The organism is Desulfomicrobium apsheronum (genome assembly GCF_900114115.1).
Taxonomy (GTDB): domain Bacteria; phylum Desulfobacterota; class Desulfovibrionia; order Desulfovibrionales; family Desulfomicrobiaceae; genus Desulfomicrobium; species Desulfomicrobium apsheronum.
In genome coordinates this window covers 1-19,762 of record NZ_FORX01000002.1, presented here as the reverse complement: position 1 = coordinate 19,762, position 19,762 = coordinate 1, and the positions used below count along the sequence as shown (strand labels likewise).

At 46.4% G+C, this 19,762-nt stretch carries 20 protein-coding genes; 8 read left to right on the top strand and 12 right to left on the bottom strand.

All coding sequences use genetic code 11. The features are described from left to right. Positions 1–291: 291 nt before the first annotated feature. The 7 genes from BMZ40_RS02235 (at position 292) to BMZ40_RS02200 (ending at position 5,813) form a co-directional block, all read left to right on the top strand. Entirely contained in the window at positions 292–768 is a 477-nt protein-coding gene (locus BMZ40_RS02235; RefSeq protein ID WP_092372510.1) for a cytochrome c3 family protein, read from the top strand. Beyond that, the gene (locus tag BMZ40_RS02230) at positions 761–2,323 is read left to right on the top strand and encodes an ammonia-forming cytochrome c nitrite reductase subunit c552 (RefSeq protein ID WP_092372509.1); all 1,563 of its coding nucleotides are present in this window, start codon (positions 761–763) and stop codon (positions 2,321–2,323) included. Before BMZ40_RS02235 ends, BMZ40_RS02230 begins: the two co-directional genes overlap by 8 nt. 266 nt (positions 2,324–2,589) lie before the next feature. Continuing rightward, entirely contained in the window at positions 2,590–2,904 is a 315-nt protein-coding gene (locus tag BMZ40_RS02225; RefSeq protein WP_092372508.1) for a cupin domain-containing protein, read from the top strand. A 183-nt stretch (positions 2,905–3,087) separates the two neighbouring features. Continuing rightward, positions 3,088–3,768 (top strand): type 1 glutamine amidotransferase, encoded by a 681-nt coding sequence (locus tag BMZ40_RS02220; protein ID WP_092372858.1) that lies wholly within the window; start codon positions 3,088–3,090, stop codon positions 3,766–3,768. Between the two features lie 397 nt (positions 3,769–4,165). Beyond that, entirely contained in the window at positions 4,166–4,486 is a 321-nt protein-coding gene (locus BMZ40_RS02215; protein ID WP_245751004.1) for a DsrE family protein, read from the top strand. Positions 4,487–4,680: 194 nt separating this feature from the next. Beyond that, positions 4,681–5,256 carry a recombinase family protein gene (locus tag BMZ40_RS02205; RefSeq protein ID WP_092372505.1) on the top strand — a complete coding sequence of 192 codons (576 nt, stop codon included), beginning with the start codon at positions 4,681–4,683 and terminating at the stop codon, positions 5,254–5,256. 155 nt (positions 5,257–5,411) lie between these two features. Next, positions 5,412–5,813 carry a Ros/MucR family transcriptional regulator gene (locus tag BMZ40_RS02200; RefSeq protein ID WP_092372504.1) on the top strand — a complete coding sequence of 134 codons (402 nt, stop codon included), beginning with the start codon at positions 5,412–5,414 and terminating at the stop codon, positions 5,811–5,813. A 298-nt stretch (positions 5,814–6,111) separates the two neighbouring features. On the opposite strand, the gene BMZ40_RS02195 is transcribed toward BMZ40_RS02200, so the two are convergent. The 9 genes from BMZ40_RS02195 to BMZ40_RS02150 form a co-directional block, all read right to left on the bottom strand. Further along, the gene (locus tag BMZ40_RS02195) at positions 6,112–7,446 is read right to left on the bottom strand and encodes a hypothetical protein (protein WP_143075513.1); all 1,335 of its coding nucleotides are present in this window, start codon (positions 7,444–7,446) and stop codon (positions 6,112–6,114) included. Positions 7,447–7,890: 444 nt separating this feature from the next. Further along, positions 7,891–8,094 carry a hypothetical protein gene (locus BMZ40_RS19060; RefSeq protein WP_143075512.1) on the bottom strand — a complete coding sequence of 68 codons (204 nt, stop codon included), beginning with the start codon at positions 8,092–8,094 and terminating at the stop codon, positions 7,891–7,893. A 209-nt stretch (positions 8,095–8,303) separates the two neighbouring features. Continuing rightward, positions 8,304–10,046, bottom strand: coding sequence for a cobaltochelatase CobT-related protein (locus BMZ40_RS02185; RefSeq protein ID WP_092372501.1), 1,743 nt, complete (start codon positions 10,044–10,046; stop codon positions 8,304–8,306). Between the two features lie 408 nt (positions 10,047–10,454). Continuing rightward, a complete protein-coding gene (locus BMZ40_RS02175; RefSeq protein ID WP_092372499.1) occupies positions 10,455–11,453 on the bottom strand; it encodes a DUF3150 domain-containing protein in 999 nt (332 codons plus the stop codon). A 41-nt stretch (positions 11,454–11,494) separates the two neighbouring features. After that, the gene (locus tag BMZ40_RS02170) at positions 11,495–11,776 is read right to left on the bottom strand and encodes a hypothetical protein (protein ID WP_092372498.1); all 282 of its coding nucleotides are present in this window, start codon (positions 11,774–11,776) and stop codon (positions 11,495–11,497) included. Between the two features lie 35 nt (positions 11,777–11,811). Then, complete coding sequence (locus BMZ40_RS02165) at positions 11,812–12,099, bottom strand: hypothetical protein (protein WP_092372497.1); 288 nt, start codon at positions 12,097–12,099, stop codon at positions 11,812–11,814. A gap of 71 nt (positions 12,100–12,170) precedes the next feature. Beyond that, positions 12,171–13,157: an AAA family ATPase gene (locus tag BMZ40_RS02160; RefSeq protein ID WP_092372496.1), complete on the bottom strand. Its 987-nt coding sequence runs from the start codon at positions 13,155–13,157 to the stop codon at positions 12,171–12,173. Between the two features lie 75 nt (positions 13,158–13,232). After that, entirely contained in the window at positions 13,233–14,438 is a 1,206-nt protein-coding gene (locus BMZ40_RS02155) for a hypothetical protein (RefSeq protein WP_143075511.1), read from the bottom strand. Between the two features lie 71 nt (positions 14,439–14,509). Beyond that, positions 14,510–15,178, bottom strand: a complete 669-nt coding sequence (locus BMZ40_RS02150) for an ERF family protein (RefSeq protein WP_092372494.1) — start codon at positions 15,176–15,178, stop codon at positions 14,510–14,512. 936 nt (positions 15,179–16,114) lie between these two features. Between BMZ40_RS02150 and BMZ40_RS02145 the strand changes: the two genes are divergently transcribed. Further along, the gene (locus BMZ40_RS02145) at positions 16,115–17,773 is read left to right on the top strand and encodes a diguanylate cyclase (RefSeq protein WP_092372493.1); all 1,659 of its coding nucleotides are present in this window, start codon (positions 16,115–16,117) and stop codon (positions 17,771–17,773) included. A 274-nt stretch (positions 17,774–18,047) separates the two neighbouring features. On the opposite strand, the gene BMZ40_RS02140 is transcribed toward BMZ40_RS02145, so the two are convergent. From BMZ40_RS02140 to BMZ40_RS02130, 3 genes are all read right to left on the bottom strand, one after another. Continuing rightward, complete coding sequence (locus BMZ40_RS02140) at positions 18,048–18,287, bottom strand: GreA/GreB family elongation factor (protein ID WP_177192980.1); 240 nt, start codon at positions 18,285–18,287, stop codon at positions 18,048–18,050. Between the two features lie 615 nt (positions 18,288–18,902). Next, the gene (locus tag BMZ40_RS19050) at positions 18,903–19,355 is read right to left on the bottom strand and encodes a hypothetical protein (protein ID WP_177192979.1); all 453 of its coding nucleotides are present in this window, start codon (positions 19,353–19,355) and stop codon (positions 18,903–18,905) included. Between the two features lie 76 nt (positions 19,356–19,431). Beyond that, positions 19,432–19,762, bottom strand: a 331-nt coding sequence (locus BMZ40_RS02130) for an integrase core domain-containing protein (protein WP_143075508.1), incomplete at its 5' end; no start/stop codon positions are given.

Below are 19,762 nucleotides of genomic sequence, written 5' to 3'. Positions count from 1 at the left end.
TCTCTCCTCTGCCGAAAGATATTTTGATGTCGAGGTCATTATGTCTCCAAAGAAAGCAATTGATAACTTTCATTGGTTTCGCTATCAGGCTTTGTCAAGGCCGCGTCTTTCCATTTCGAATAGTTAGATGGTGTTTTAGCCAAGCGTCCCATAATAACATGTTGAAACAAAACAAAATGTAAACTATGGAAAATCGCACAACCCAACCGGATACTCACTCAACTCGTAGTTAATTCCGCCTTTGCCACAGGCGTGAAAGAAAACATATGTTTTTTTTAACAGGAGGGATTGATGATTCTTGAACAAAAACCACCCACAAAAATGAGATGGAGCCGTGTACTCCCCCCAGCCCTCGTTGGCGTTCTGCTGACAATTGGCGCGGCGGTAGCCATGAACACGACCGATCAGGCCATGTTTTGCGGGAGCTGCCACTCTATGTCCGAGGCAGCGTTAACGCACAAGCGTTCGGTCCATGCCGAACTGGCGTGCAACGAATGCCATGCGCCCCACAATCTCATTGCCAAGATTCCCTTCAAAACCAAAGAAGGCACCCGGGACATCCTCGCAACCGTGACCAAATCGATCCCCGACCTGATTCACCCAGGCGAGGAAACGAAGGAAGTAACGCAGGAAAATTGCCAGCGCTGCCACGGTGCGACCACATCCACCGTTGTCATGCAGAGCAAGAAGTTCTGTACGGACTGCCACCGTCACGTGCCCCACACTCCAAAAATCCCCGTAGCAAAAAGGAGCGCAGCCGATGCGTAAAACCAAAACCACGTTCCTCGTTCTGGCCGCTGGCCTGGCTTTGGCACTGACAGCCTGTTCCGACTTCTCTGAACCAAAAACCCCGGTGTTCAAAACCAAACTAAAATCTGACGAAATAAAAAACTCCGCCTTTAAGGCTGAATTCCCCCTGCACTACGAAACATTCCTCCGAAACAACGAATCCGAGATCATGACCGAGTACGGTGGGTCCGTAGCCTACGACAAGCATGACAACGTCAACCCTCTGCCCAAGGGTTACAAGCATGCCCAGCCATATCTCAAGAACCTTTGGCTCGGATATGCATTCAGCTATGAATACAAGGCGGCACGCGGTCACACCTATGCCATGAAGGATATTCTGAACATCGACCGCCTGAACCGCTACGACGAAAAAGCTGGCCTTCCTGCCACCTGCTGGAACTGCAAGGGCGCCAAGATGAACGAATGGGTCGGCAAATATGGTGACGAGTTCTGGGCCAAGGACTTCAACGAGTTCCGCGAAGAAGTCGACATGGACGAAAACACCATCGGCTGCGCCAACTGTCATGATCCGGCCAACATGGAACTTCGTCTCTATTCGGTGCCTCTTCAGGATCATCTGAAAGCCGAAGGCAAGGATTTCAAGACCCTGTCCCGCAACGAACAGCGTGCGCTCATGTGCGGTCAGTGTCACGTCGAGTACTACTTCCAGGACAAGAGCTTCGGCGCTCCCAAAAAGGTTGTTTTTCCCTGGTCCCAGGGCAAGGATCCTGAACAAATTTATGAGTACTACACCACCCACGGCGACACGACGATTCCGGGTTTCGAAGGCAACTTCGTCGACTGGATCCATCCCGTGTCCCAGACCCCGATGCTCAAGGCCCAGCACCCCGAGTACGAGACATGGCACAACGGTGTGCACGGCGCGGCGGGTGTGAGTTGCGCCGACTGCCACATGAGCTACACCCGCCTCGACGGCAAGAAGAAGATGTCCAACCATCATTGGAACTCACCCTTGAAAGACCCGGACATGAAGGCCTGCCGTCAATGCCACACGGACAAGACGCCAGACTACCTCAAGCAGCGCGTCATTTACACCCAGGACAAGGTCTGGCAGCAGCTCATGGTCGCCCAGGACACCTCGGTCAAGGCCCACGAGGCCATCCGCATGGCCAGCGAATTCACAGGTGAAAAGCCGGCCGATTATGAGAGGCTCATGATTGATGCCCGCCAGATGTGCCGCAAGGGTCAATTCTTCTGGGATCTCGTGTCCGCAGAAAACAGCGTCGGCTTCCACAACCCGACCAAGGCCCTGGACACCCTGGCCAAGTCCCAGCAGTACAGCCAGAAGGCCGTGGACATCGCCATCAAGGCGGCAGCCTTCACGACCGCCGAAGCCCTGTCCCAGGACATCAAGGAACTCGTGCCGCCCATCATGGAACACAGCCGCGAACTCCAAATGGACCCGGAACACATGGCGAGCCACAAGTGGTTCAAGTATCTGAAGGTCACGCCCAAGGCCGAGCAGATCTGGGATGAAAATAGAAGGATCAAGTCGGTCGCAACCGCCGGCTAGTGATGGATTTACAGGCATCTTTTATCAGGGCTCTGGTCACCAATCAGGGCCCTGATTTTTTTTGAACAATTGAAGCAACTCAAATAGTGGGCAGAAAAATGTGCCTCAACCATCAAGGCAGACTGACCACAAAGTCAACTCGTAGAAATTTATTGGACGCTGATTGACACTGACCTGAAAGCAAACAAAAAAATGTACAATCGTATTTTTCGCATTACCTATGTGCATGATGATTTTGATCAGCAATAACCACACGGAGTAGCACCATGAAGAAAATCAACTTGTTCGAAGCCAACGGATTCAACGACCTTGGCCTGAAGAAGCTTTTGGTCCACGAATCTCCCTATTTCAAAATTCTGAACTTCAACTTCCGGGCGGGACAGCAATTGCCCATCCACTCTCATGACCTTGAGGGTCAGCTTTCAATTCTCATCCTGGAAGGCGAAGGTGAATTTCTGGCGAAAGACGGGATCCTGCCGGCCAAAGCCGGCGATGTTCTCGTCTGCGATATTGCCGTTCCCCACGGGATCAGGGCGATTACTGACATGCGCACCGTGGTCACCATTGCCCCGCCTATCTGAACAAAGACGAAGGGCGGGATGGAATAGGATCATGCCGGTCGCTTATGTCGGCTGTTGACTTATGAATCGAAAGTATTTGCTCAGGGTCTTGGTTAGAGACCAAGACCCTGAATGCTAATTGAACATGTGAAGATCTCAATCGACAAGTTGAATAATCTGCAATCATATCAGAGGCGCTTCCTCATGAATGTCCACATACTGCAACATGTTTCTTTCGAAGGCATTGGAAGTATCGATAAATGGTTAAACCAGCGCAACGCGAACGTGTCATATACGCGTTTTTACGAGTCGAATGATCTGCCTGCTTTGTCTAAAATAGACCTTATTATAATCATGGGCGGTCCCATGAGTGTCCATGACGAATTGGAGTTTCCTTGGCTTGTTGAAGAAAAAAGATTTTTACGAGAAGCAATCAGTGCAGGGATTCCTATGCTTGGAATTTGTTTAGGAGCCCAATTGCTGGCAAGTGCGCTCGGGGCTGAAATTTACAAAAATTCCCAAAAAGAAATCGGCTGGTTTGACATAACCAAGGTGCCGAATACCGATTTTCAGTTTCCAGATACGCTTAAAGTTTTTCATTGGCACGGCGAAACGTTCACCTTGCCCGAAGGAGCCGTGCAATTGGCACAAAGCGTAGCTTGCGAACAACAAGCCTTTCAGTATGGAAAAAACATAATTGGGTTACAATTTCACCTTGAAACAACTCCAGAAACCATTGATTCAATGATTGCAAACTGCAATGAAGAACTTGTTGCAGACAATTTTATTCAATCAAAATCAATTATAAAATCTTCAACATTTAAAGACTATGAAAAAATCAATAAGCAAATGTCATCGATATTAAATTATATAACTAATTTTTAGATTAAATAAAAAATTATTCATCAGTAGCGCTTGGTATTGTACGAGAATTGATAGAAACTCATTCTCTGAGGATGAAAAATAAATACATCATCAGCACCAACGGTTAGTACAAGCCGAAGCGGTTCGGCCATGGACGTCTTCCGGCCCATCTTCGATATCGAAAACTGTCTGGCCCAATACAGGGGGCCCTCCTGATCGGAGTTCTGGGCTACGACTGGGCGTTCGCTCTCATCTCATGTGTATTGGCCGTCGTGATTCCGTGCTTCTGAAACGCCAGCGGCAACATATGCCAAATAGCCACTTGGCCTTAAGCTGAGACCCTCCTCGCCTGAAAGAGGAATTTACAGTAGCCATCCTATCGAATATTTCGACTCAAAAATTAACAAATGGAGTGATAATGCAAATACTTCTCATCCTTTCCAGCGCCGACCCAGAGATCAAATGGAACACCGTCAGATTCGGCAACTTCCTGCTGACCGAAGGCGAAGACGTGACTCTTTTTCTGAATGGACCTGCTGTGGACCTCTACGCCGGCGACAGCGAAACCTTCCCCATCGCCGAACAGGCCAAGCTCTTCGACTTGAGCGAGGGTGTGCTCGTCGCCTGAGGCAAGTGCATGGGCATTCACGGTGTGGATGCGATTGAGCATGTCAAACTCTCAAACATGAAATTTTTGTATGAGCATGTGCTACGCGCCGACAGGATTCTCAACTTCTAGTTAAGAGACGTTTCATAAACAAGCAGCATGCACTCCATAAAGGGCACACCCTTTCTGGGCACAATTATGGGCACGAGAAATCGTGCCCATAATTATTTGTTTTTAATATTTTGGGCACACTTTATATTTACATCTAGATCTTTATTGGGCACAATTTCTGGCAAGAAACCCTAATTTCAATGCCGGAGACATCGATGAATGGACGCCACGTCGGATATGTCAGGGTCAGCACCCACGAGCAGAATACAGCTCGACAGCTGGCCGATTGTAAGATCGATTTCTGGAAGGTCTATGAAGAGAAGGCGTCCGGAAAAAACACTGACAGACCTGAGCTTCAGGACTGCCTTTCACGTCTGGACGAAGGCGACACGTTGTGGATCCACTCTATCGACAGGCTTGCCCGCAGCCTCCAGGATCTGCAAAACATCATCAGCCAGTTGATTGCAAAAGGCGTCACCGTAAAATTCGTGAAGGAAAATCTGACGTTCACCAGGGATAACCACGATCCGTTCACCAAATTACTTTTTGATGTCCTGGGCAGCTTTGCGGAATTCGAGCGGAATATCCTGAGAGAACGCCAGCGTGAAGGTATCGAGAAGGCCAAAGCAGCTGGCAAATATGCCCATGGCAAGGGTGGCAGAAAAAAAAGCGTCGACCGGACCAAGGTGCGTGCATTGCGAGAACAAGGCGTCTCATTTCGAAAGATTGCAGAGCAACTCGGATGTAGCCTGTCGAGCGTCCAGCGCGTTATTTACGGGGAAGTGCAGTAAACGAGCTCAACTTCAATCCGTAGTTTCAGCACTCTGTCGGCATTTACCTTCTTGCTATTTGGATGTAGCTTCTTCCATCGCACCTTTAAATCGGTGTAGGCACAAATTGTGCTACGAGCTAACAATCAAATCCTAGTAGATCCACAGGAGAAAACATGGAAGATTATCTCAAGCAAGCAATCGAGATCGTAAAAGCCCAAGCATCTGTGCGCAATATGAACGAGGAAGAGATCACATCCATGATCAAGGCCTTGGCTGGCAGCATTCGTGGAGTCGATGAAGGTGGCGCTCCTGTTGTCGAAACCGGACCCGCTATCGACCCTAAAAATGCGATTCGAGAAAAGAGCGTCCTTTGCTGCGAGTGTGGAAAGTCATTCAAAGTTTTGACGAAGCGCCACTTGGCTGCACACGGACTCACTCCCGAACAGTACAAGGAAAAATATGGCTACAAGAAAGGTACTTCCCTAGTAGCAAAATCTCTAGCCCGAGATCGCCGCAAGACGATGCAGGACATGAAATTGTGGGAGAAGCGCAAAAAGGCCTCCAAGGCTGAGTAACTGGTAGTGACGTAAATCTGAAAATGTCAGGCCGGACACCCCTCCCAGGGAATCCGGCCTCATTTATATTTTGCTCATGAAACCTTCTTCGTACTTCAGTTTCGAGACGCTCAAGCGCACGAGAAAGCAAGCCTTTGAAGGGGTGGTGCCTGAACATTTACTCAACGATTAGATACAAATTTTTTTCGTCCGTATCTAATCGTTTTGCTACTAAATACACCATAAAAATAGACACTAAATTAATTATCACGACATAGTCAACAATATTAATACATCACTGCTACTATTAAATTGATACTTATTTACTATAATCAAAATTTTGAATTATATCTTGAAAAAAAACTTTATGCTCTTCAAAGATAGGCTTACATTCTTCAAAATTTTTACTTATATCAGAATCAATTACTTTTCTATATAAATAGAAACTTTTTTCATCTTTAGACTGACCAATAGTTACTAATACTTTCGAATCATTAACTCCATCATTAACTCCAAAATTAAACATTAAATTATTAAAATCAGAAACTAAGTTACTCGAATATACATATTTATAACTATCAAGACGAGAACTAATTGGCAATACAGCATTAAAATTCAAGACTAGATCATGAATAGCGTGACGAACATCAACAACACGATATGGAGTCAAACTTACAATATTAATACGCTCAACTAGTGCGTTAATTTCTGCATTCAATTTTTCAACCTTTTGATCACGAACATCTTGACTGTAATTTTCATAAACCTTGTCGACTTTTCTAAGTTTAACATCAAGTTCGCGCTTTTCACACTCAAGCAAGAATAGCAAAAATCTATCTGATTGAACTTTATACTCATACAAATTCAAGACCATCGAATTATTGTTTCCATTACTAAAAATAAACACATCGAATTCGAATATAAAACTTTTAGTTTCAAGCCAATCTCTATTATATTTTTTAAAGTTAATCCACTCACCAGAAAAGTTTGATTTAAATTTTTGAAATAGTGAGTTAGACTCTAATATATAATTTTCTTTTTTAATCCTTTCTTTTTCATCATAAATTTTTCGAATATGCTCTTTTTTTATCTGCTCACCTAAAGTAACAATTGATGCAGGAATAAATCCATTTAGCATTTCTGGAAAATATTCATCAACCAAAGATTGAACTTTTTCACCATTGACATTTGAATATTGATTTGAAATCCGAGGCGCTCCATCTTTAGGGATGACAAATTCTACAATGACTTCTAAACTATGCATCCGCTGATCTTCTTTTAATATTTTTGAAATGTCCCCATAATCATCAAATCCTTGAAAAATTTGGACAATCCCTGTAAAAACAATATAGCTAAGAGATGGCATAACGCCTTCAGTAGCTTTTATATTTGCAGGAAACCCAGCATGCGCGAGAGACATCATATCTTCCACACATTTATTTACATCATAATTTGCAGAAAATTTGACAACAGTATTACCATATTTTTCTTCAACTATTTCCCATTTACTATCTTTAATATAGCCATAATCATTTACAACTTCAATCAATGTTTGATCAGAATTTCCGACTTTCAAATCCTGAACATCTTGAATTTTTGAATCTGCACATGACACTAAAAAAGATAGCGCAAACAAGATCAAAATATGCTTCATAATTTCACTCCGTTTATTTCAAGATATTAAAAAAACGTATAAAAAAAATTGAACTTTAAAATCAAAATCTGCATCGAAAGTCATAATTTTTTTTACTCTATATCGAATTTTGAAAAGATATCAACTACAACATTGTCATACGGCAAATTATTTTTGTAGCATTTTTTTCTAATGTATTACAATATAATAAATCCTGTTTAAATGAAGAACTAAATTTTACAAAAATCATATTAGAAAGCCTAACCATTTAACAAATAGGCTTTGATCTTCCTCATTATCAACCTATTAAATCTCGTGACTATGCACAAATACATATTTTGTGGTCTTAAAAATTTAAAATTAACTTAAATTGAACACTAATAAATACCACATTTTATTTTTCATTAAAAATGACGCCGATATTCATAAGTAAAATGAAACCGGCGTCTTTTATTTTCAATTATTCTATGCTCTACTCGTATATGATTCAGACAAGGATTCGTCTTGTTGATTATTACTATGATCTGAATCATTTGATATCGTCGAGCATGACGACATTTCTGACATCGCCGCTACCGTAAACACGCCAATAACTCCGGCCAGACAGCCACCAATAAACGTCAGTATTTTTCCCATCCTATCCTCTCTGGGCATGATTTCTTCAGTCATCGATATTCTCCTTCACGATTTCAAGTATTGCGATTGCGATCGCGATTACAGGTCCCCAGGTCATGCGGTCTCACCTCCTTCAAAAGGTCTCTTTCCAGCCTCCTGCTGTCCGTGAATCGGTCCATTGCGAATTTTCCCCATAAGTTCTCCTTTGTTGTTTGCGAACTGAAAGCCAAGGCCTCCCGTGCGCCACGTAATTTTATTGAAGGTCAACCTTGGTGATCATTGAAAATCCCGTGCTGGAGCAGAGAAAACATAGCCGGAGCAAGGTCCGTCACAGTGTTCACGACAACGCTTCTTTCGGGCAATAGCGACATGATGGCCGAACTCGTGATCCCGACGCCGTAGATCTCAAAACCCGCCCGTAGCCCTTGCTTGATCGCCTGGTTTGCGCAGTCCGCTGAGTCTGGATCCCCATCGGTGATGACCAGGATAAGTTTTCGCTTTTCTGTGAGCGGGAGCATGTCCTGCATGACCCACCACAGCGCCTCTCCCATAGGAGTGCCTCCAGCAGGCCCCAGGTCGAGGGTGGTGTGCACCCTCTGACCGTGCCTGATTATCGGAGACACGGTGGTATAAGATCCGTTTGGAAGTTGAGCGCCGGGAAAGGCGGTGACTGCGACATTGATTCTGGAGGCCTCAAGGGCAGAGGCGACTGCATAACATGCTTGGCAGGCCAGGTGTATTCTACGCACCATGGATCCGGAACAATCGAGCAGGATATGAACGGCGGTATCAATCCCAACCCGTTCGGACTTTGTGCGAAACACACGCGGGTCTGACACGGCCAGGCGATGTAGATGCCCGGTATCAAGACGCCCTCTTCTGCCATTCGATGCACGCGACAATATTTTTGTCTGCAATAATCCGCTTAGCCTGGTTCGCAGTGCCATGGAGGCTTGCCTGACCTCCAGGACATCGTCGGCCGACAGCGGGACTGCATGCTTGGACGTCTGAACCGCCACGGAAATCCCTGAATAGCTCGATGTCTGCGACGTATCATTAAGAACACTTGCAAGGATGCTTCCCAGATTTTGTGGAAGCTCGTCCTCCCCTGCATCCAAGAGTTTCTTCAGCTCGTCTCGGGCCTGATAATCAGCATCGGGGTCAGCTGCTCCCATAAGGATGTGGGCATGATCAGATGGGGGTGAGTAGGACAGTACTGACTCGTTTTCCTGGTCTGTGTGTTGAGAAGAATCCTCCCCAATTTCCGAAGGATTTTCGTCATTACTCCGCACTTCTTCGCTTTTGGCTTCACCTGATTCGAATGGACTCGAAGGAGCATTTTGCGCTTCAGGTCCGTTTTGATCGGGTGCTTGCGGCTTGTCGGTATGGTTCGCGAAATGATCCAGAACGCGCACGATTTCGCGGGCAAAATCTATGGCGGCATGAGTCGAATCGCACCTGGTTCGAACCAGCTTCAGCACCTGCTTGATCTTCGGCCTCATACCCTGAAAGTCCATGTCCACCTGTCCGGCCAAAGTGTCGCGATGCCTAGACAGCACCTGGACATCCCAGGACCGAACTTCGAGCAGCAGCCAATTGAAAATATTCATCGCAGGAGCAGCGGGTTCGCCCCGATCATCCGAGCCGAAGATATGCCCGATGAGCCAATCGAAATTCTGGCGGCACCCTGGGAATATGGCCGCGAGTTTATGCTCCACCCGCCAGTCCTCCAGGGTATTCCAGACGTGCATTTCTAATGGTGTGAGCCTCGCCTGTTCCAACGCCGAGAAATCCGTTTCCCGGACATGGGCAGCTTCGTGATCAAGGTAGCCTCTGGCCATTGCCAGCAACGTGTCCGGAACCTCGCTTGGCAGGGCCGGCAGATGAATGGTCTTGCCGTCGGTGTAGGCATCCATCCCACCCATCTCGACCTGTACCCCGTATTTTCTGCCGAGCACGCTTGCCACTAACGGCAGCGAGCGCATCACGGCCCGTGTATCGATCATGAAGTCCTCCAAATACGAAAAGCCCCGGAGCTTGTGACTCCAGGGCTTTCGTTCGTTTCTATTTGAAATAGCGGGACTATAAGTCCGGCAAATGTCGTTTTATGGTTCTAACTAGGGCTTTGTGGGAGGAGAATTTTTTGCTATCCAAGCCTGCAATTCCTCCTCAGTCACGGGAGATCCGCGCAGTATGGCCTTGAATCCAAGCTCAAAGAGTGCCTCTTTGGGAAAGTCAGTCGTAGACGGTGAGCACAGACCAAAGGCATTTCGATATGCCCTTTCAATCAGGTACCTGTCCTGCAACGTCTCCTTCATATTCCCTCCTCCGATATACTGCCTATTACTAATACCCATGAATCACGCCATGCACAACTCTCCTGATGGCAAATGATATCACCGCTCCCAGAAATCCTACCACAACCCGCAGTTCGGCATCACGGGCTGCATGGGCATGTCCGGAAAAATTGGCGGCATGTCGTCCACCTCTGCCATGATGTCCAGCTCATCCTGGACACCCTGTTCCAGCACACGCCCCTGCCCCCCAACCAACAGGGACAAAACGTCCTGAGAGCTTGTCCCGTCCATGATTCTCTGTCCGTGCTCGATGAGCGCTTCCGCGTCCCGCAGCAGGGATACGAGTCCCTGGAGCATGAGCAGATTCGCGCCTTCAATTTTCCCGCGTTTGGGCAAATGTTCGAACGCTGTGTGAATGAGATCCGCAACCGGAGATACCCGTGGCTCGACAAAGCTCAGGCCAGAGAGTTTCTGGTGAATGGTCTTCAAGGGAGAAAGAGCCTTGCGCGTGATCTCGGACTTTCCGGCAAAGCATTTATGCCAAGCGTCGGTGGCCGCTTTGGACACCTCACCGAACAGGGTTTTGCCCAAGCTTGCCACTTCGTCCTTGAGGCCTGCCATAACCGGGTTAACCGGATCTGGCGGAACAATGCGGAAGAGCTTCCAAACAAAACCCATGCGGCTTCGAACATAGTCGGCGCTTACGGTCGAATCGGCGATTATCTGTTCCCATCCCGAATGCTTGGCTATCCATTCCCGAACGGATTCATCATACCGGGACAGAAAATCCTCCTTGGCCGCGTTGAAGTCCTGCAGGATCTGATCAAGTTCGGTTACGATGCTGTCCGCCTGGTTTTCAGGAATAGCCCAGCCACCCAGAAAACGGACACCGTGTCTGTCCAGTAGGCTCACGGCCCTGGCTTTCAGTGTCCCAAAAACTCGCAGGGTTTCGGGATCACAAACCCTCTTGCTGCCCAGAGATGCCAAGTCCTCAGGGGGGAGTTTTGCGCCATCGAAATCCTCGGGGCTCAGTTTCTTGCGTGCCGTCCAGATGTTCACTTCAAGGTGCAGGACCAGCAGGCTGTCCAGGACCTTGATGTCTGTTTGCGTGTTCATGTTATTCTCCTTCAAATGAAAAGAGCGCCTAGTGTGGCGCCCTAATTTCCGTTCACGATGATAAAATCCTGCCTGTCGATTTTTTCCAGCACCCTGCGCCACATCTCCTGGACGGGATTCTTGTTCTTGCACTCCTGGCTTTTGATGATGCGGGTGATGCAGGTCTGAAATGGCACGCCGTCGATGCCACCAAGCCAGATGCGGATGATCAGGCCAAGGGAATCGACCTCGGCTTTCCAGTGATAGCGAAATCCGGTCGAAGGGATCTGTTTGGCCAGCTCGATGGACTGGCGAAACGGAAAATCGTGTTGAGCAATATCCATATATATTCAACCTCGCTCTTTTGGTGTGATGATTTTCAGGTTGTTACCGAGCAAAGCCCGTATCCCTCGTTGATCTTGGCAAGCGCCCTATCCATCATCTCCTGCACCGGATTGCCCTGAGCGCATCTGGGGATATCCAGGACGCGACCTTGCCCGGCGGTATTGAGCCGTCCCCACTGCAAGGCCAGACCGTTTGGATGAGCCACGGCTTTCCAGAATTTGCCGCCATGTGGTGTGGGTTTTTCCAGGCGAACGGATGGAGGGTGGGCGCAGTTGGTCAGGTAGGATGGGTTGGCTGCCATGGCCTGCAGGACCGAGGTCATGGCCTGGCGTACTTTGGTCAGGTCGTCGGGAGTGATGGCATCTTTTTGCGTTTCAGCAGCTACACTCCTTTCTACTCCCCCATGGACTGAGGAAAAATGCGCTGGGCAAGCTCATGGAGCATGGCCCTGGTTTCCCTGGTGGCGCGAAATCCCAGTGCCCGGTCCAGGGCATAGGTCACTGGTTGGACCCCTTGTCTGGAGAGAGGCTGAAAACGCACGGTCAGATCAGCCCAACGCAGAAGGGTCCGGGTTGAAAACGTGACCTCGATACTGTTTGCCATACCAGCACCAGCTTCGCCCATGAAAAGCCTGCGAACCTCGTTTGCGTATTCGACCATTTTCTGACGGATGCTTTCAGGCAATTTCGGGCAGCATCCACCCAGAAGTTTCTCCTCGGCTTCCCGTGCAGGGTAGCCCATCTCACAAAGCCAAAAGCGATCCAGAAAAGCGAGGTTTTGCCTGAGCGCGCCCTGATATAATCCGGTTTCATCGGACCCGCCGTTAGTATTGGCTGTGGATGCGAATCGAAACATCGGATGCGGGATGATGAGCTCTCCCCCATTTTCGGCAATGCACAACGCCTCACCATCAAGAACGCCATTGAGACCTGTGGCTGTAGCCGGTTCGAGCAGGTCGATTTCGTTCAACAAAAACAGCCCGCCATATTTCATGGCCAAGGCTAGAGGACCGTACTCGAATTCCATGCTGCCATTTCGAACCGACAGGTGCCCCACCAAATCAGGAAATTCCAAACGACTGTGGCCTGTGATCTCAAAGACGGGATAGTTAAGCCTTGCGGCGAGCTGCTTGATAGCGCTCGTTTTTCCTGAACCCGTGGGTCCGAAGACATACAGGGGATCGGATATATTCATGAGCCAGACAGCGATGTCACGGCTTGTCTCGTGGAAAATGTAACCGGAATCCGGAGTCGGTGTGTAGCTGCATGGGCTGGCATAACCCCTGATGATCCTGCCTGAAGGGCTACCGCTAAAAACGGTACCTGCGTCCATTTCCATGGGCTGAAGTTTCTCAAGCTCATCGCGAATAGTATTGGTCATAATGTGCTCCATAAAATGAAAATCCCGGCCGCCCTGTAACGGGGAGCCGGGATATGTTGATTGAAATTGTTGGGCCTATGGGCATTTGTTGATCTTGCTGATGTTCAGCCGATCAAAGGACTTGCCTTCAGACTCACACCTAGTGATGAGCGCATCCGCGTCATCCTCTCCAAGGACTTTTGAGAGTTCCAAGCGCAATTGGTCCTTGTTCAAGGTACGTCTTCCGGCTTGAGTCGAAACACGAAAACGCTGACTTCCAACGCTAATCCATGCCCCATGGACATCACTCAAGGCATAGGCTGTCTTCAAACCCGCCTCGACTTCCGTTATCTCGGCATCCAGTTGATCCTGTCTAGCTTTCAAGTTTTTGAGCTGGTCCAGTGCGTTGCCCCATTGCGGCTGATCAAGGCCATCAAATTTCGGGCAATCGGCGTTGAATTCGCACCATGAGCACAGGGGATGAAATCCTTGTGCCGTGGGCAGGCTGTCAAAGTCTTCGTCATTTTTCTTCAACCCATCGACGTTGCGCCAAAGGCCCTCGGCTGTTTTGAGGCAGAGATTTAGCATGGTGTCATCCGGCAGATATGGCCCGAACGCTTTGGCATCCGACATGGATAGGCACAGCACCCATGCCTCGATATCGACCGCTGACGGATGGGCTGGCATTTCGATTCCAAACTTCTCCAGGCAAATCTGCGGAAAAGTGAGCCCGGAACTACCATGTCCATCTGCTTCACCATGGACGCCAAATGCCGGTTGGTCCCAAAGTGCGCACAAGAGGCATACTTGGCCATAAACCTGAGTTTCGTAAGAAGAATACAATGTTTTAGGCAATTTTTCGCAGCTTTTAAGCTCCAAAATCCGGACCGTGGGCTTTCCTACTGGGCTGACAAAAACGAAATCCAGATGCGCCTTGATCGGCACCCCATTATGAATCGTCACGATCTCCAGTTGCTCGATCACGGGCAATCGCTGCTGCCTGAAGACCTGGGCAATACCCGCCTCAAACCAATGTCCGCGCTGGAAACGAAGTTGTTTGCCGATCTGTGCCTGGACGGCATGCTGATCCAGTTCTAGTTCATAGTCATTTCCAAAAAGCTTTTGCCCCACCGCTGCTCGTGGGCATTCCAAAGCTCGCCCAATATCCGACATCCCTATATATAGGCTCCGATCTCCAAGCGATGACGCGGTTCTCTGAGCCGATGATTCAAGAAGCCCCCTGGCGAGCAGTTTCATGAGACCTTGGCTTCTGTCAGCTTGAACCTGGACGTATTCACTCATGCCCTTAGCCTCCAAAATGACGAAAGCTGCCCGAGTGGAGCAGCCTTCGCTTGTGTTTTGTGCCAGAATTTTCAGGACGCTTGCGCATATTTCCACCACATTTTCCGCTGAGGATTCCATTTGAACCCAGCTCCGGCCAGGAGTTCCTTTTTGGACTGGGTATTGCCGGTGGCCACGATGCACACCTGACCATCAGTGGCGGTGATCTCCTGGTAGGTGATGCCATCGAGCTTTGGGAGAGATGGCGTAATGGGTGGCGGGCTTTGAAGCGAGGATTCACGAGATGCGTTTGCAACCGCCTGTCTCTTCGGTCGAGCACCATTCTTGCCGGAATCCTTGGGCACATTCACGTCCGTGTCCTCCTCGGTCACAATGCCGAGCATGGCGGAAATGGAATAGCGCCGGATGTAGGTCATGGCGATACCAAGGCCCTGGGGATCGTTCTTCGGCAATGGGACTACGGCATGGGACGCTTGCCACTCCCCGGATTCAGCATGGACCAGCTTGGTTACAAGCCCGAGATGGCCAGGTTCCGATGGGACTGGATACTGGGTTAGCCAGATGCCGTTGGTGAGCAGCGCTTCGCGGCAAGAATCCATGACGCTGTTTAGGGTGGCGTAGTTGGAATGGGTGAAAGGGTTGAGACGGTCTTTGGTTGCAGGCTGCAAAGTACGTTGCACCTGGATCAGGGCCTTAGCCAGCTTGGTCGTCTCGGATGAGCAGTAATTCTGGTCGTGCATGATCACTCCGTTGTCGATAAAATTATTCCCCACAAAGCTCAGCGGGGGACTTCAAAGAAGTGATATATATCTCAGGTGATCTGAATAACGGGCATTAAAGACAGGTTAACCTTCGATGATTTTGAACTTTACTGAAGGAGCTTGAAAATAAAATTCTGGACGATTGTACTTATCACAATTCTATTTTGGTCTATGTCGTTCGCCGATCAACGTAATAATTCCAAAGAATTTGTCGATCAAATTTTAAATGATGTCTTCGACAAAACTATCAATGAAAGAAAGCGAATTTCAAAAGAAAATACTGGAATAGATTTGAGAACGAGAGGATATAAAATTACAGATAAATATTCAGGAGAAATTTCTGATAAAAATATAGAGAATTAGATAAACTTAGTGACGAGCATGACCGCAACATTAAACAGCTTTACGAAGAATTAGATAAAAAAATAACCAAGTCTCGTGATGAGTTCGATCGCGAAAGCGCAAAAGAATACAAGATAAAAAAAATCAAAAAAAAAAAACGAAACAAGTATAAGAAAAAGGTTGATGAGGCATATGCAAAATTTGACGAAAAGGTAGATAAAGAGAATAGAAGGTTTGATGCTAAAAGAAGGGATATTCTGAGTAAATAATGTGCATCCTGGGCTGACGAGTATTGCAATACATAAAGTCAGTCCAGGAATCCCAGGGGCCTGTGAATCCGCCTGCCGATTTTCCAAGAAATTCAGTTCCAACCAGCCAAATTCAGAACATCTTAGCGGACGTTTGAGATACAATCAGGCGTCCATTTCGTACTTGCAAAAGGTGCGAGGTGTGGGCAATGTTCGATACGGAAAGAAATAATTCGGACTGTTAGGTAAGAGACTGTTTGGATATTTGGACAAATTGGGATGCCCCGTCACGGACAGTTGAGCCTATGAAAAACAGCAACAAAAAATGAAACTAATAGCTCGCCAAAAAATTCGTTTTTATTACTATCTCAGTGGTATAGTTGCGATAATATTCATCGCAGCGTCAATGAGTGCGCCCTATTTTTTGAATTTAAAAAAAGAGTACCAGTCAAAGACTGAGCAACTATCTCAAAGCATTATTTCAGAGAAAAAACGTCATTTGTACGATGTGGTAAACAGAACAATTTTAGAAATTGAATTTATAAAGACAGACACTGCTAGAGAATACAACGAGATTTGTGCCGAAGTTTCTAACATCTTGTTTACGTCACATGCGTGGAAGGAGCCGATCCTCGATGAGTCGCTGTTGAATGTTCAAAATGAACGTATTCAGGATTCAACCAGGAAAAATATAAACAATATCATAAGTTTCATAGTTTACGATACAAAAAATTCACATGTAGTTGGCTCGTCAGATGATAATGCTGCGGAAATATTTGCCAGAACAGTATCATTAAATGCAAATAACAGGGAACTGTATCCTGCTATCGCTACAGCTATTTCGAATGAAGGATTCAGTATATATGTCTTTGTCTCTAGGGACACTTTTGAAACAAATGTAAAAAATCGTATCAAAGATCTTATTCGAGCAGTTCGACTTGGAGACGATGGCTATATCTGGATCAATGAAATAATCAATTATGACGGTGGGGACGATTATGCAATTCGTCTTGTCCATCCAAATCTTCCGCATACAGAAGGGCTTAAACTTTCAACGAAAATGCAAGACATTAATGGAGATTTTCCATACAAGACTGAACTCGACGGAGTGAAAATTAACGGTGATTTATATTTTGATTATTACTTTAAAAAAATGAATACAGATAATATTTCGCACAAATTAACATACGCGAAATTATACAAGCCTTATAACTGGGTTATTGCAACTGGCGTCTATCTTGACGATGTTGATAATCTGGTAATTAAAGAACAACAATCTATGGACAAGACGTATAAAAATCAGATTCAAATTCTTGGGTTTGTTATTTTTTGCATACTTGTAATTTCATTTAGTTTCCTTGTTGCATTTGAAAAACACATTAACGGACTGATCAGTTCTTATGTTGAAACAATAGAAAAAAAAGAAAAGTCTTTACGACTAGAGAAGGACAAGGTCGAGAAAGCTTTTGGAAAACTTAAAGACGTAGCATACCTCGACTACTTGACAGGCTTATGGAATAGAAGGTCAATGTATGAACGACTTACAGAGGAATACTCAAGATGTTCAAGAAATGATTCTAGCTTCGTGATCATACTTGGAGATATTGATCATTTTAAAGTTATCAATGACACTCATGGACACGGGTGCGGCGACATCGTCCTTAAACAACTATCGAAAATAATGTCTAAAAATATCAGAAATGAAGACAGTGTTTCTAGATGGGGTGGTGAAGAATTTCTTATCCTAGGCACATCCTGTAATTTAGCAGACGGCGTTTCTCTTGCTGAAAAGGTACGAAGTGCAATTGAACACAAAGAAATTTCTTTTGATAACATCACACTGAATGTAACAATGACTCTTGGGGTCTCCGCGTTTGATCCAAAAAAATCCATAGATGAGATCATAAAGGAGGCAGACGCAATGCTTTATTTCGGAAAAAATAATGGTCGCAACTGCGTCATCTCGACGATGTCTTCAACTTGAGCAAGAATATTTATGCGGACTATGTTATTTAGATAGATGTTTTGGCGGCTCTTAGGCTGTCTATTGGCAGGACCGCCACTGTTCGACCAAATACAGCCAAAAAATGACATTCATTTTCGGCTAAAGATCTAAGAATATCAGCAACACGTTCTATTTATTGAGGTATGGCATTCAAGAGGTCGTCAGTTCGATCCTGATCCGCAATGACATTCGACCGGAATGGTCATCAAGTCGACGTGAAGCTCTACCAGACCATGAAGCGAATCCAGTCCCCTCAAGCCTGCAGCTCCTTTTCGCGCTGGATTTTCAGCACATGCAGGCGCCGGGGTTTGTGGCCTTGGATTTCCAAAATCCCGATATCGCCGGTGGACAAACCAAGCAGAGCCTGGGCAAGCGGAGCCTCCTCATTGATGAGTCCCATCTTGATGTTGCTCGCGCTGTCCACGATTAACACATTGCGTCGGTCGTTAGGTGCGTCGAGCGAGCAGTAGGTGACACGGTCGCCAACCTCCACGAACAGATCGTCGCTGGACTCGGCCTCTGCGGCTATGACAGGAGCTTTTTGCTAAATACAGGCCAAGATTGAAGCCGCCTCCACGGCAGAAAAGGTCAGAACTCGATCACAGGGTGCGGATCTTCACCAGAAAAAGATTGAGGCTTTGCATGGATATCTCGCAAAAATTACTTCCGATGATAAAATCCAGGAATTCACTCCCCTACGAGAACAATTGATCGACCTCAAAAAAGGTATAGATAAAATTCTCGATAATCTTGATACTTAGAAAATGTCTTCGACGCGTCGAAGATGGCCACAGGTCCTACGGCCAAAAAAGCGAACGTTGCTATTAAAATTCGAGACAATTTGGTGGAATGATATCCCTCAGAAAACGCTCCAATTTTTAATGTCAGTACTGTCCATCACAAGGCATAAATTCTGCATTTTTTGAGAGGGCAAATCACACCTGACAATAGACTTTTCTTACTGTAAATTTATATATTTATGATCAATCAGCAAGATTCTTCATTGCACAAAATTGCATCAAAATACCACAATTTGAAATTAGAGAAAATGTAAGAATATATATTCTTACATCTTCTCTAAAAATGTTTTTTTCAAAATAATAAATGTTTATTTTTTATCCAATTCTTTTATGATAGCATCAGCTTCACTACCGCATAACTGATCAAGATTTTTCCCAAATTTATTATAAACATAATTGTGATGATCTATAGACTTTTTTTTACCTTTCATCTCAATCAAGTCAATCTGCTTTTGCGTTGCTGGTTTACTTCCACCGCCATTACGCACTTCTGATGAAGCAGGTAGAGCCTCTTGCTTAACTTCTCTATACTCCACATCGATCACTTCACCTGTATACTCCTGCGATCTATCCTGCCCAGCATCTTCAACCATGTTTTTAATATTCAACGCATCGGATAAAGCTCTGCCTTTTGACCGAGTAGATGCCATACTGACATATCGTCCAGCACAACCCCTAGGCACATTATCAGGAGAAGCATCCCCAACATCCGTAAACTCTCGCCCATCATCAAAAACAACGGTCGTAGAGGCTATAGTCATGTATCCATTGTCTACAGACGGTAACTGAACAATCTTGGTTGAGATTTTTTGTATTCCTACTGTAACCCTCCCCAAGTTAGTGCCATCCAAAAGTAGAGACTTCCTTGGGTGAATTTTTCATGAGGAACTCTGCCGGGGTCAAATTGCCAAGAGATTCATGGGGCCGTTCCTCGTTGTACTGCCTCAGCCAATTCTCCGTAATTTCTTTCACTTCCGTCAGGGATTTGAACAGATAGAAGTCCAGCACCTCTTCCCTGTAGGTCCTGTTAAAGCGTTCAATGTACGAATTCTGTGTTGGCTTACCTGGCTGGATGAACTCCAATTCCACACCATTCTTCTCGGCCCAGTCAGCCAGCAACACGGAAATCAGTTCCGGCCCGTTGTCCATTCTCAGCTTGGCAGGCAAC